General features: G+C 69.4%; 9 protein-coding genes. 4 read left to right on the top strand and 5 right to left on the bottom strand.

The annotated features are described in order from the left end of the window. Window positions 1-96: 96 nt before the first annotated feature. Complete coding sequence (locus G4D85_RS28315; protein WP_164017138.1) at window positions 97-777, bottom strand: hypothetical protein; 681 nt, start codon at window positions 775-777, stop codon at window positions 97-99. A 308-nt stretch (window positions 778-1,085) separates the two neighbouring features. Here G4D85_RS28315 and hppD point away from each other — a divergent pair, with 308 nt between their 5' ends. From hppD to G4D85_RS28300, 3 genes are read left to right on the top strand one after another with little or no spacing between them, the layout of a single operon-like run. Further along, on the top strand, window positions 1,086-2,159 hold the full coding sequence (gene hppD, locus G4D85_RS28310; protein WP_164017137.1) for a 4-hydroxyphenylpyruvate dioxygenase: 1,074 nt from the start codon (window positions 1,086-1,088) through the stop codon (window positions 2,157-2,159). 29 nt (window positions 2,160-2,188) lie between these two features. Beyond that, window positions 2,189-3,514, top strand: coding sequence for a homogentisate 1,2-dioxygenase (gene hmgA, locus G4D85_RS28305; protein WP_164017136.1), 1,326 nt, complete (start codon window positions 2,189-2,191; stop codon window positions 3,512-3,514). A 9-nt stretch (window positions 3,515-3,523) separates the two neighbouring features. Then, window positions 3,524-3,901 carry a Rieske (2Fe-2S) protein gene (locus G4D85_RS28300; RefSeq protein ID WP_164017135.1) on the top strand — a complete coding sequence of 126 codons (378 nt, stop codon included), beginning with the start codon at window positions 3,524-3,526 and terminating at the stop codon, window positions 3,899-3,901. 30 nt (window positions 3,902-3,931) lie between these two features. On the opposite strand, the gene G4D85_RS28295 is transcribed toward G4D85_RS28300, so the two are convergent. The 3 genes from G4D85_RS28295 to G4D85_RS28285 form a co-directional block, all read right to left on the bottom strand. Then, the gene (locus tag G4D85_RS28295) at window positions 3,932-6,289 is read right to left on the bottom strand and encodes a hypothetical protein (protein ID WP_164017134.1); all 2,358 of its coding nucleotides are present in this window, start codon (window positions 6,287-6,289) and stop codon (window positions 3,932-3,934) included. 45 nt (window positions 6,290-6,334) lie between these two features. Next, a complete protein-coding gene (locus G4D85_RS28290) occupies window positions 6,335-9,418 on the bottom strand; it encodes a sensor histidine kinase (RefSeq protein ID WP_164017133.1) in 3,084 nt (1,027 codons plus the stop codon). A 135-nt stretch (window positions 9,419-9,553) separates the two neighbouring features. Then, window positions 9,554-10,312, bottom strand: coding sequence for a YciI family protein (locus G4D85_RS28285; RefSeq protein ID WP_164017132.1), 759 nt, complete (start codon window positions 10,310-10,312; stop codon window positions 9,554-9,556). A 131-nt stretch (window positions 10,313-10,443) separates the two neighbouring features. Between G4D85_RS28285 and G4D85_RS28280 the strand changes: the two genes are divergently transcribed. Next, window positions 10,444-11,217 carry a hypothetical protein gene (locus tag G4D85_RS28280; RefSeq protein ID WP_240359543.1) on the top strand — a complete coding sequence of 258 codons (774 nt, stop codon included), beginning with the start codon at window positions 10,444-10,446 and terminating at the stop codon, window positions 11,215-11,217. A 66-nt stretch (window positions 11,218-11,283) separates the two neighbouring features. On the opposite strand, the gene G4D85_RS28275 is transcribed toward G4D85_RS28280, so the two are convergent. Further along, the gene (locus G4D85_RS28275; protein WP_338052914.1) at window positions 11,284-13,395 is read right to left on the bottom strand and encodes an ATP-binding protein; all 2,112 of its coding nucleotides are present in this window, start codon (window positions 13,393-13,395) and stop codon (window positions 11,284-11,286) included. Between the last annotated feature and the right edge of the window lie 60 nt (window positions 13,396-13,455).

Genomic DNA, 13,455 nt, shown 5'->3' with positions numbered 1-13,455 from the left:
CACGCCTCGGCGCCGGTGACGGGGCCGCGTCACCGGCAACCGGGGGGCGCACGGAAGGGGCCCGGAGCCCGCCGGGCCCCGAGCCCGGGGCCGGGTTCAGTTCACGTCCCAGCGCGCGGCAATCTCCTCGCACGCCAGCTTCACGTCGTTCATCCGGCGCTGCTGGGCGCGGGGCGCGAAGTACAGCCGGCCGGCGAAGACGTCGAAGACGCCCACGAGGCGCGGGTCCACCGGGCCGCGCTGCTCCAGCCGCTGCTCCGCGTACCGATGGAGCACGGTGGCGATGTACTGCCCGGAGCGCTCGTCCAGCGGCGTGTGCTTGGAGAAGTAGAGCTTCAGCAGGCCGGAGCGCATCTGCCCCTGGGCATCCACGCTGCGCAGGATGACCTCCGGCCGCACGTTGATGGCGACGCCCGACAGCTCCAGCGGCGGCAGGTCCGCCTCCGCCGGGCTGGCGATGGCGTTCGCGGCGAGCCCGTCCACGGAGACGAGGCAGCGCTGCAGGGCCTCGGCGCACAGCGCGAGGCGATGGGCGTCGAAGTCCGACTCCGGCGCGGCGTTCAGCAGCCGGCGCTGGTGGTAGCGGAGGATGACCTCGTCGCGGCCCTCGCAGAGGAACTCGACGATGGCCTGGGCGGCGGCCGGGTAGCGCAGGTACTGCGGGTCCACCGGGTGCTTCTGGCCGTGGATGATGCGCTTCCGCAGCGAGGGCGTCGCGGTGAGGTACTGGCCGAGCTTGTTGACGGAGACACGCGGGTTCTCACGAGTGGCAGTCATGGCGACCTTCCTTTTCGGCTTCGCTTCGTTGATGGAAGGAGACTACCGGAGGGGTCTGACATTCCCTCGGCCGGCCGGCGGTCCAGAGGGAGGGCATCGTTTCCTCCCTGGGCGGTAGGAAGTGGGGACCCCACCGGCGGTCCTAGCCGCACCGCATTGTGCAGAAGGCTGACAATCTATGCCTGCCCTTTGTACTTTTCTCCGATGGGGTCGATCCCTACCTTGCGCCGCGAAGAGCCTCCCTCAGCTGGGGGCTCCAGGGACCGGCGCGGGAGCTCGCGCCCAACGCGATGCGCGGAGGTGGTGCAATGGTGGATACAGCTGAGAATCCCCTTGGGCTGAACGGCTTCGAGTTCGTGGAGTTCACGAGCCCTGCTCCCGAGGTGATGGTGAAGCTCGTGGAGCGGCTGGGCTTCGTTGCGTACTCCAAGCACCCGAGCAAGCACCTGGTCCGCTACAAGCAGGGCGACATCAACCTGCTCATCAACGAGGAGCCCACCGGACAGGCCGCGGAGTTCCGCGCGGCCCACGGCCCCTCGGCCAGCGGCATGGCGTTCCGCGTGGCCAATGCCCGGACGGCGTACGAGATGGCCCTGGAGCGTGGCGCCCGCGCCGCGGACCCGTCGCGGGGCGCGCTGGGCGAGGGCTCCTATGTGCTCGAGGGCATCGGCGGCAGCCTGCTGTATCTCGTCGACCGCTACGGCGCGAAGGGCTCCATCTACGACGCCTGGGAGAAGATTCCGGGCGCGGACGCCGCCGAGGCGAAGAACAGCGTGGGCCTGGAGTCGCTGGACCACCTGACGCACAACGTGCGCCGGGGCCAGATGCGGACCTGGTCGTCGTTCTACAGCCGCATCTTCGGCTTCACCGAGCAGAAGTACTTCGACATCAAGGGTCAGGCGACGGGCCTGTTCAGCCAGGCGATGATTGCCCCGGACAAGGCCATCCGAATCCCGCTGAACGAGAGCCAGGACGACAAGTCGCAGATCGAGGAGTTCCTCCGCCAGTACAACGGCGAGGGCATCCAGCACCTGGCCCTGACGACGCGCGACATCTACGGCACCGTGGAGCGCCTGCGCCAGCGCGGCGTGTCCCTGCAGGACACCATCGAGACCTACTACGACCTGGTCGACAAGCGCGTCCCCAACCACGGTGAGGACCTGGAGCGGATGCGGAAGAACCGCATCCTCATCGACGGCAACGAGCAGGAAGGGCTCCTGCTGCAGATCTTCACCGAGAACCTCTTTGGGCCCATCTTCTTCGAGATCATCCAGCGCAAGGGCAACGAGGGGTTCGGTAACGGGAACTTCCAGGCGCTCTTCGAGTCCATCGAGCTTGACCAGATCCGCCGCGGCGTGATCAAGGTCGACCCCGTTCGGTAACGCGCCCGCGCGCCGAGGGAGGAGACACGGTGACCACCGATACCCAGGCCGGCAGCGAGCTGAAGAGAGCTCCCGGCGGCTACCTCTCCGGCTTCGGCAACGAGCTCGCGACCGAGGCCGTACCCGGGGCGCTGCCCCAGGGGCAGAACTCGCCGCAGCGCACGCCCTACGGGCTCTATGCCGAGCAGCTGTCGGGCTCGGCCTTCACCGCGCCGCGCCGGGAGAACCGGCGCTCGTGGCTCTACCGCATCCGTCCGAGCGCCAACCACCCCGCCTACGAGCCTCACCCGCAGGGCCTGCTGCGCGGCGGCCCGTTCGACGAGGTGCCCGTTTCGCCCAACCGGCTGCGCTGGAGTCCGCAGCCGGCGCCCACGAAGCCGACGGACTTCGTGGACGGGCTCGTCACCTACGCCGGCAACGGTGACCCGGCGACGGGGGCGGGCATCAGCATCCACCTCTACCAGGCCAACACGTCCATGGTGGACCGGGTGTTCTACGACGCCGACGGCGAGCTGCTCCTCGTCCCCCAGGCGGGGCGGCTGCGGCTCGTCACGGAGCTGGGCGTGCTGGAGCTGGCGCCCGGCGAGGTGGGCGTGGTGCCTCGCGGCGTGCGCTTCCGCGCGGAGCTGCTGGACGGACAGGCCTCCGGCTACATCTGCGAGAACCACGGCGCCTTCTTCCGCCTGCCGGACCTGGGGCCCATCGGCGCCAACGGCCTGGCCAACCCGCGCGACTTCCTGACGCCGGTGGCGGCCTACGAGGACGTGGACCGGCCGACGCAGGTGGTGCAGAAGTTCCTGGGCCGGCTGTGGGCCTCCCGGTTCGACCACTCACCGTTGGACGTGGTCGCCTGGCACGGCAACCTCGCGCCGTACAAGTATGACCTGGCGCGGTTCAACACCGTCAACACGGTGAGCTTCGACCACCCGGACCCGTCCATCTTCACGGTCCTCACGTCCCCCAGCGAAATCCCGGGCACGGCCAACTGCGACTTCGTCATCTTCCCGCCCCGGTGGATGGTGGCCGAGCACACCTTCCGGCCGCCCTGGTTCCACCGCAACGTGATGAGCGAGTTCATGGGGCTGGTGCACGGTGTCTACGACGCCAAGGCCGGGGGCTTCGCGCCGGGCGGGGCCTCGCTGCACAACTGCATGAGCGGCCATGGGCCGGACCAGGCCAGCTACGACCAGGCCATCCACGCGGACCTGAAGCCGCACAAGCTCAAGGACACCCTGGCCTTCATGTTCGAGTCGCGCTGGGTCATCCGGCCGACGCGCTTCGCGCTGGAGACCCCGGCGCTGCAGTCGGACTACGACCACTGCTGGTCCGGCTTCCAGAAGGCGAAGCTGCCCTGAGGCGCGTGCGTGAGTGACGGAGCACAGCCGCCCCGGGCACGGCTCACGGCGACGCCGCCGAACGTGAAGCTCCTCCCGCTGGCGGCGCTCCAGGACCCGGGCGCTCGCAACCTCGTGCTGCAGATTGGCGACGCGTACTTCCACGGCTTCCTGGTGCGCACGGGCGACGAGGTCCACGGCTACGTGGACCGGTGCCCCCATGCCGGGCTGCCGCTGGCCCAGAAGCTGGACCAGTACCTCACGCCCGACAAGCAGCTCATCGTCTGCTCCTGGCACGGTGCGCTGTTCCAGCCGGGCGACGGGCGCTGTGTCGGCGGGCCGTGCGTGGGAGCCAGGCTCACGTCCTGGCCCGTGAAGGTGGAGAACGGCTTCGTCGTCACCACCTAGGGTTGCCTTGCGCGCAACGTCTCGGGCTCGTCAGGGGGCCGACTGCAGCGGTTTGCGCTCCTTCACGCAGACCTGGATCAGCTCGAGCACGCTCATGCTGGCGCCGCCGACGTCGAACTTCTGCTCCTTGAACTCGGGATACCGGTTCTCCAGGATGCGCCCCTCCGCGATGCAGTCGTTGAACTGCGCGAGCGCCTCGTTCTTGCGCCCCTTGGAGAGGAGCTGCTTCGCCGAGTCGTAAGCCTTCCTCGGGCCTTCGACGAACCGAAGCTGCACGTCGGCCCTCTTCTGTGGCTCCTGCAGCGCCTCAGCCTTCTGGGCGCACTGAGCCATCACCTCCTGGGGCCGGGTGGGGACACCGCCAACGAGCACGTCAATCGTGGCAAGGCTGGCGTTCTCCTTCACCATCCTGGAGCCGTCGTCCTGGCAGGCCTTGAGCTTCTCCATCGCGCTCGCGTACAGCTCCTTCCGCTTGCGCAGGTCCGCGGAGGCCGCGGCCGCCTCCGACGCCTTGCTGGCGGCAACCAGGGCCTCACCGGTCATCCGGCGCAGCGCCCGCGCTTGCCGCGCGAGCTCGAGCGCCTCCACCAGCTTCAGCCACTCGGCGCGCGCCCGCTCCGCATACGCCGCATAGCCTGCGTCCTGCCTCTCCAGCTCCGCGCGCGCCTCGAACATCTGCATGACCTCGTCCACGCTCTTCGAGGCCGTCTCGACGTCGCCGTCGGTCGCTGAGACGCGCTTCGCGGTTTCGAGCTTCTCCTTCGTCGTGGCCAGCCGCTCGGTGAGCTGAGCGCGGGCATCCGCCGCGGCCAGCACGATCTTCCGCCGGGTGACGCGCTCGCTCAGCTCCGCCATGCGCTCCTTCGTCTCCTTGGCGTATATGGCGTAGTCGCGGTCCTTCTTGACGAAGTGGGCGCCAGCCTCCAACACCGCGCCGATCTGCTTGATCGCGTTCTCTGCTTCCTGGAGCTGTGCCTCCGAGGGCTTCTCCTTCTGGAGCTGGGAGACCAGGGCCGCCGCGTTCTTCCGCGCCTCGTCGACCTTCACGCGCTGCTGCTGCAGGTCGACCTCGTACCGGCGCCGCTCCATCGTCGCCCGCCCGTCCTTGAGCAGCTGACGCGCCTCGGCGGCGGCTCCGCTGATCGCCGGGTTCTTCGCGTGAACCGTCTCGAGCGTCTTCTCCAGGACGACCAGCGCCGTCTTCGCCTCCTCGAACTGCTCGGCGGTCGCAGCCCGCTTCTCGATATTGCGCAAGGCCTGCGTGACGTCGGCGCGAGCCGCATCGAGGCTGCGGACCTGGAGCGCCACCTCCACCTCCACGAGCGTGTTCTTCACCTCGGCGAGGTACTGGCCGATCGGCTGGCTCCGCGCTGCCTGCGGCTCGTACTTCTCCACCAGCTTCCGGACGACGAACGCCGCGGTCTTGGCCTCGGCGAACTGCTCGGGCGTCGGGCGCCTCGCGCGGAGCGCCTTGGCGGCCGCGACGAGCTCCTCATGGGCAGGCCCCAGCTCCGTCTTGACCCGAGAGACTCCCGCCTGCGCCACCAGCTCCTCCATCCGGCGCCTGGCCTGGGTGATCTCGGCTCGTGCCTTCTCCGCCTCCGCGCGATACGCCCTGTCGCGCTCCTCGAGCGGCTTGCCCTCCTCGAGCTGCTTCTGCAGCGCCACCGTCGCCTTGTCGGCGGCTCCGAACTTCTCGTCCGACCAGGCCTTGCCCAGCTCGGCGAGCGCGGTGGACAGGGCCTTGCGGCTCTCGTCCAGGAGCCCTCGCTGCTTCTGTGCCGACTGCTGCAGCCACCGTTCGTCAATCGTCTTCTCGTGACGGGCGACGGTCGCATCGACCTCGGTGAGGTACGCGGCGAACTTCGGGTCCTGGTTCGTCAGTGGCCGGCCCTCCTCCGCCAGCTTCTTGAGCGCCTCCACCGCGGCCCGGGCCTCGTCCATCGCCTTGGGGCCAGGCTCTCTCTCCGCGAGCTTCGCCATGCGCTCGTTCACGGTCGCGAGCGCGCCGTCGATGCGCCGGCGGAACTCGTGGATGTGCACCTTGGCCCGGCGCTCTTCGACGTACTGGCGCTGCGTCCGGAGCTCCTTCCGTGCAGCCAGGACGGTCTTCGCGTACTCGAGATCCTCCGTCTCGAAGTTCGCTCCCGCATTGAGCGCATCTTTCAGCGCTTCCACCGCGGCGAGGGCGGCGTCGAGGTCGGCGTTGCTCGGCGGCTCCTTCTCGATCCGCTGAACGGCCGTCGCGAGGGCAGTGCGAGCACTCTGCACTCGCTTTGATGCCTCCTCGACGGACCTCGCGGTGCCAGCGTCTGGAGACGCGGCAGCTGCAGCGGCGGAGGCGAAGAGGAAGAACCCGATGAACACCAGGATTGGAGTACGGAACATTCGCGCCAACCTACTACAGCGAGGCTGTGGGGTGTTCGCTTCGAATCAGGCGCTGCGGGCAGCGGCGCCCTGCAGTGGAAGCTCGACGACGAACGTGGAGCCCTGGCCGAGCGTGCTCTCGGCCTTCACCGTGCCGCCCAGGGCCTCGACAATCTGCCGTGAGATGTAGAGCCCCAGTCCCAGTCCCCCGTAATGACGCTCGGACACCGCGCGCTCGAACTTGCCCCAGATGCGCTGGAGGTTCTCCGGCGCGATGCCGATGCCCAGGTCGCGGACCGTCAGCCTCGCGCGCCCCTCCACCACCTCCACACTCAGCGTCACCGGGTGGCCGGGACCGTACTTGACTGCGTTCGCCAGCAGGTTCGTCACCACCTGCTCCAGCCGCGAGCTGTCCCAGTCGCCCTGCACCGGCGCGGGAGCGTGGAGGCGCACCTCGCAGCCCGCGCGCTTCACCTCGGTGTCGAAGCGCCCGGCGACGTCTCGCACCAGCGCCGCGAGGTCGCACTGCTGGGGTTTGAGCGTGAGGGTCAGCCGTCCCGCCCCGATGCTCGACACATCCAGGAGGTCGTTCACCAGGTCGGCGAGCCGCTTCACCTGCCGCCGCATGACTTCCACGTGGGGCGCGAGCCGCCGGGCCAGGGGGGACTCCGGCTCGGCTCGCGCCTCGCGCATGAGCGCCTCGAGCTTGAGGGCCAGGGGCGTCAGCGGCGTCTTGAGCTCATGGCTGGCAATGCCCAGGAACTCGTCGCGGGCGCTGACCGCCAGCTTCAGCTCCTCGAGGAGTCGCTCCCGCTCCTGCTCCGCCTCCTTGCGCGCGGTGACGTCCACGCCCACCACCACGCCGTGGGTGATGTGGCCCCGCGCGTCGCGCACGGGCGTCGCGCTGTACTCGATGATGCCCCGGCTGCCGTCGCCCCGGATGACGTGGATGGCCTCCGCCATGACCGGCACTCCGGAGGTGATGGCACGTGCCAGGGGCCACTCGTGGGGCTCGTACGGCCGCCCATCCGCATGGAAGCCCGGATAGGCGCGGTACCCCTCCACGTTGCTGGCGGGCTGGGCGGGGCCGCGAATCTGGGCCTCCGCCTGCGCGTTGGCGAGGAAGAGTTTTCCGCTGGGCGCCTCCGCGATGTAGACGGAGTGGGGCAGTTGCTGCAGTACGGCCTGGAGGATGCTCCGCTCGTGCATCAACTGGCGGATGAGCTCCTCCCGTTCGGCCTCCACCCGGACGCGCTCCGTCACATCCAACGACGCGATGCTGAGGGTGGTGACGCGGCCGGCCTCGTCCAGGACGGGCTGGTAGAACACCTCGAAGGTGAGACCGGCGGTCTTGACGATGGTGGAGAAGGTCTCTCCCCGGAGTCCCCGGTGGAGGCACTCCAGCACGGCGGGTTCGTTCGCGTACATCTCGAGGGCGGACTGTCCCACCATCTGGCCCGGAACGAGGCCCATGCTCCGGAGCCCCTTGCCCTCGGACAGGACGCAGCGGCCCTCGGCGTCGAGCACGGCGAGGACGATCGGCCCGCTGTTGATGACGGTCCGCAGCCGCTGCTCCGCCAGCACGCGCTGCTCCTCGGCCTTCCGCTGCTGGGTGACGTCGCGCGCGGAGGCGTAGATGAGGCCCGTCTCCGGCACGGGCACGGAGGTCCAGTTGAGCCACCTCCACCCGCCATCCTTGCACTCGACGCGGACGGTGAGTCCGGGGTCCGGGCTTCCCTGCTTGAGGGCGGACAGTGTCTCTTCCCCCCTGCCGCGGTCCTCCGGGTGGATGAAGTCCAGAAGGGGCCGTGCGCGAAGCTCCTCCTCGCTCCAGCCCAGGATGCGCGTGAAGGCCGGGTTCACCCGCTTGTAGAAGCCGTCCATGTCGGCGATGCAGAACATGTCCGGCGCCAGGCGGAAGAAGCGCTCGCGCTCCGCTTCGGCCTCCTTGCGCTCGGTCAGGTCCAGCACGAAGGTGGCATTGTGATTCGAGGCGGGCAGGCGGACGCTGCCCAGCATGACGGGCACGCGACGGCCGTCCTTGCGCACGTATTCCTTCTCGAAGGTGCTCGCCACGCCGCGGGCTTCGATTTCCTCCAACGCCCGCCGCGTGACTGCGTGGAACTCCGGCGGAGTGATTTCCATGAAGTTGATGCGGCCCGCCTCCAGGTCCTCGCGGCTGTAGCCCACGATGCGCAGGAAGGCGTCGTTGGCATGGAGGATGTGGCCGTGGGTGTCGCTGAGCACGAGCCCGATGAGGTGGGACTCGAAGATGCTGCGGAAGCGCGACTCACCGGCCGCGAGCTGCCTGGCCAGCGCCTCCGCGCGCTCCCGGGCTTCGTGCTCCTGGCGGAGGAGCGCATCCCGCTCCCGCTCGGTGCGCTTCCGGGCCGTTACGTCGCGGAAGCTCCAGACCCGTCCAACCACCCGGTCCCCCATCCGCTGAGGCTGCGAATACCGTTCAAGCGTCCTGCCGTCCTTGAACTCGAGGACATCGAAGCTCGTGGCCTCGGGAGTCGCATAGAGCGCCTCGACCTTCGCGAGGAACGCCGCGGGGTCGACGAGCCGGGCAAGCACGGACGCGAGGGCCCGCTTGTCATCGCGCGTGGCGATGACGTCCTCCGGAATGTCCCACAGCTCCAGGAACTGCTTGTTGAAGTCCACGATGCGCCCTCGCGTGTCCACGACGAGGAGCCCATCGTTCGTCGACTCCAGCGTGGCGCGTAGGAGGGAGTGCGACTGCTCCCAGGCCTGGCTGGCGTGGGTGTTCCGCTCGAGGCGCACCATCAAACACCGCAGCTCGGGCGCCTGGCCCTCGCCGTGGTCGAGCGTGAGCACCTTGGTGAGGAAGGGGAGCGCCTGCCCGTTCGCATCCAGGAACCGCAGCACGCCGCTGCGCTCGGTCCGGCGGTGTGTAGCGCCCAGGAAGAGCGCCAGCGCGTCGTCACGGTCCTCGGGGTGGACGTGCCTGGCGAGGAAGTCCGCCTCGGTCCACCACTGCTCCAGTGGATAGCCGAGAATCCTGGCGGCATTCGGACTCACGTGCAGGAGCTGAAGCGTCACCGCGTCGGCGGCCCAGACGATGACCTCGAACTGTCGGGTCCAGTCGGAGAGGCCGCGCTCTTCGGTCCTGGCCTCCGCTGTCATCATTGCTGCTCCCCCTTTGAGCCGCCGCGGTCAGGGGCCCTCCGTTGATTCTAAGAATGGTCGACAGGGTTGGATGGAGGGGGCGGGGAGGGGGCCCCTGCGTGGGTGGGCTGCCGGGTGACTGGCGTCGTGGCCTGCTCACCCCTCCGACAGCTGCCGGACCTCGATCTCGTTCACCGTCACGATCTCGCCAAAACGCAGCGCCCACTCGATTGCGGCTGCCTTCGACGGCACGTCGAGGATCGCGTAGCCGGCGATGAGCTCCTTCGACTCCGTGAATGGCCCGTCGAGCACGGTGCGCTTGCCGCCTTCGTAGCGGATACGCGCGCCCTTCTTCGTGCTCGCGAGCCCGCCGGTTGCCTGGAGGACGCCCGCCTTCGTCATCTCGTCGATGAGCGCGCCCAGCTTCGCCATCAGCGGCGGAGCTGGCGGCGCTTCAGTCTCCGAGCGTTCGTCCAGCTTGTGCATCAACAAGAAGCGGAGTGGCGCGTTCTCCGGCTTCGGCATCAGGCCAAGGTCCCACGCCTCGTTGACCGGACCCATGAAGAGCTCCACGTCGCCGAGCACGGCCGCGAACTTGTCGCACCAGGAGATCGCCTCCTCCTTCGAGCGTGCGCGCATGAGCGCGAAGCCGGCCACGAGCTCCCTGGCGTCGGTGAAGGGGCCGTTGGTGAGCGTGCGTTTGCCGTTCTTGTAGGCGATGTGCACCCGCTGCGACGAAGGCTTGAGCCCTTCGCCCGAGACGAAGACCTTCTCCTTCGCACCCTCTTCAACCAGCTTGCCGATGCCCTCGATGATGGCTGGAGACGGCGGGAGGCCCTGCTCCATCTCTTCCGTCATCTTGTGCATGACCATGAATCGCATCGCGTCTTCTCCTGGGTTCGAGCTTGGCGTCATGCCTCGCTGCTGGAATCGCGACGAATGAGGCCGGGCCGGATCGACACGCCCGCGGAGCCATCTCGCCGCTGGACGATGAGTATTCCAGAAGTTTGAGAACCAAAGAATCTCGCGTGGTAGGTTCCGCCGCCATGCACATCTCTCTCCGGCTTTCTTCTCTCCTCCTCGCCTCCTCCGTCGCTGCCGGCTGCCTCGGTGCCGAGACGGACACCGACACCCTCCAGCCCACCGACACGCTCGAGGCCACCGAGCAGCAGGCCACGGATCCCACGTTCCGCGTCTACAACATCGTCGAGGCCGTGCTCCCGGCCGCCAACTACGACGGCGTCGCTGGCAACGAGTGTCTCGCCCTCCTGAACCCGGAGCACCGCCTCCGCAAGGTCATCCTCGTCGAGGCCGCCGGCGCCGGCGGCTCCTGCGCGCTCAACGCCTACCCCGCGGGCACCGCCTTCAGCTTCACCTGGGGCGACAGCTCCGTCTACCAGGGCTCGGCCGGCATCACCGCCATCCGCGCCGCGCTCTCCGACAATGACGGCGCCGTTCATCGCCTCATCGGCTCGATTACCTCCGAGGCCGCCACCCTCGCCAACCTGCAGTCCTTCCTCACGCAGAGCGACGCCCAGCAGGCCAGCCAGCTTGGCACCTTCACCGCCAACCGCGTCCACTCCATCTACGACTTCGAGGGCCAGGAAGAAGTGCTTGCCGAGGCCGCCTACCAGGCCGTCCGCGTCACCCAGCCCTGCGAGAACCCCGGCTCACCCACCCTCGAGGCCCGCGTCCACAATGGCTTCGTCTACGGCTACACGGCCAGCAACAGCGGCAGCTGCCACAGCGGCTGGTTCTCCAGGCGCCACAGCTACAACCGCAACTGGCGCCTCGTTTATCGGTACGACTACTCGGAGTAGCTCGCCGCGCTGCGCCTCGGCCTCGCCTGACGTCATGACGCTTCCGGGCCCTGGCCCGGGCCGGCATCACCCGGGCCGGGTCGACGGCGCTTCATCCGCCGCGGGAGCCTTCTGCCTCGCACGCACCCGGACCTCGGCGACGCGGGCGCTGGTGGCCTCCTCATGCCGACCCGCCGCCTCCAGGACGGCCACCGCGCGCGCATGGTGCTGCGCGGCCTCCTCCAGGAGCAGCAGTTCTTCGTCCGCGCGGGCGGCCGCATGCAGGTAGGGCAGGGCGCGGACTTCCTGTCCCGCCTCCAGCCAGTGGTGGGCCAGGAGGTTGGCCGGCGCGCCGTCACGCTCGAATACGGCAGCGAGCTGGCCATGCAGCAGGCGACCCGTGGCCTTGCCGATGGAGGCCTGCACCGCCTCCAGCACCAGGTCGTGGCTGAAGCGCTCCCCCACCAGCAGCTGCATGGCCTCCAGCTCGGAGAGCGCCGCGTGAATGGAGGTTGCGCTCGCCTCCAGCGCCTCGGGCACGAGCGCAGCGCGAAAGTGGGCGCCCGCCCTCGCGGCGAGCTGCGCAACCTGCAGGGCCAGCGGCGAGAGGCGATCCAGGCGGCGCTGGATGAGCGGGCCCACCCGTCCCGGCGGCGGCAGTCGCGGCGGCCAGTCCTTGTGGAGCGAGTCCGTCTCGATGAGGTGCTTGAGCGTCTCGACGATGTAGAGGGGGTTGCCTCCCGTGTACCGGGTCAGCGCCTCCGTGTGGGCCTCGGCGCCGGGCAGCTCCAGCCCCGCCAGCAACTGGCGCACGCTGTCGACGGAGAGCGGCCCCAGGTCGATGACGCGCCCCCTCCCCACGTCCACGAGCTTGCGGATGTTGGCCTCGGCGTAGGCGGGAAGCTCGCCCCGGCGATAGCAGTCGATGAAGCACGGCAGGCGGACCGCCTGGGCCCCGGCGGCCAGCATCCGGGTCCAGGCGTACATCGACAGCCGGGCGCTGGCCCTGTCCCAGTACTGCACATCATCCGCGACGACCACGCGCTCCCCCTCGAGCACCAGGGCCAGCCCTTCCGCGTGTGCCTCGAAGAAGCGCAGCTCGTCGGCCTCGGACGCCAGGGGCGGCACCGGCCGCGAGTCGCCAAGCTCGGGAATGAAGCGCGACAGCTCCGCCCGCAGGCGGTCCGGCAGCTTCATGTCGGGCCGCCGGGCCAGCTGGGCCCGGAACGCACGCGCCTGCGAGGCGTAGGGGACGTCCGGGTCTCCAGGCCGGGCCTCGTTGCGCACCCACCGGCCCTGGGCCGCCGCGAACTCCTCGGCGAGCCGCGACTTGCCCGAGCCCGGCTCGCCCGAGATGAAGATGACCTGACCCGCCTCGAAGCCCTCCAGCAGCTCCCGCCAGGCCGACTCGCGTCCCGCCAGTACCGGAGGACGCAGGACCGTCAGGGGAAGCGCGGGGCGGGAGACGGGAGCCGGCTGCGCCACCTGGGTGCCCTTTTCGATGAGCCGGACCAGCGCCAGGGTGTCTGGCATCGGGGCGACGCCCAGGTCATGGGAGAGCGTGGCCCGCAGCCGCTCGAAGGCCGCGAGCGCCGCGACACGGTCTCCCTGGAGGTAGTGCAGGCGGATGAGGTGACGGCCGGCCTGCTCGGACTCGGGCTCCTGCTGCACCCATTCCTGCGCCAGGGCGAGCGCGGGCGACCAGTCGCTGTCGGCCAGGTGGCGCTGGATTTCCGCTTCGCGCGCCTTGCGAACCCAGCCCTCCACGGAGGCGCGGGCACCATCCAGCCAGCGCGCCAGCTCCTCACAGTCATCGAAATCGAACCCGGCCAGCAGCGGCCCTCCACCCCCGGGCCGCAGGGCTTCGAGGGCGTGCGTCGTGGCGGCGGACTTCAGGCTCGCGAGGTCCATCCCCAGCAGGGGCGACAACGCGAGACGCTCGGAGTCGGCCTCCACCAGCTCCACGCCACCCGATGCAAGCCGCAGGCGGCGCAAGAGCTGGCGCATGTTGTTGCGGACGGTGGTGGGAGGCGAGTCTGGCCACAGCAGACACGCGAGGGGGAACTTGGGCGAGGGGCCTTCCAGCGCCAGATAGGCCAGCAGTGCCGCGGCCCGTCGCTCCAACCTCACCTGCTGCCCCTGGGGCCCCAGCAGTTGGGACATGCCCAGCACCCGCGCGCTCCACTCTGGCCGGCTCACTTCACGCTCCTTGGTTATCGGTGCTTCCCGCGCCGGCCACGCGGGTATCCGCTCAACGAA

The organism is Pyxidicoccus trucidator (assembly GCF_010894435.1).
GTDB lineage: Bacteria > Myxococcota > Myxococcia > Myxococcales > Myxococcaceae > Myxococcus > Myxococcus trucidator.
The sequence above is the reverse complement of the archived record's forward strand: the minus strand, read 5'-3'. Positions and strand labels throughout refer to the sequence as shown.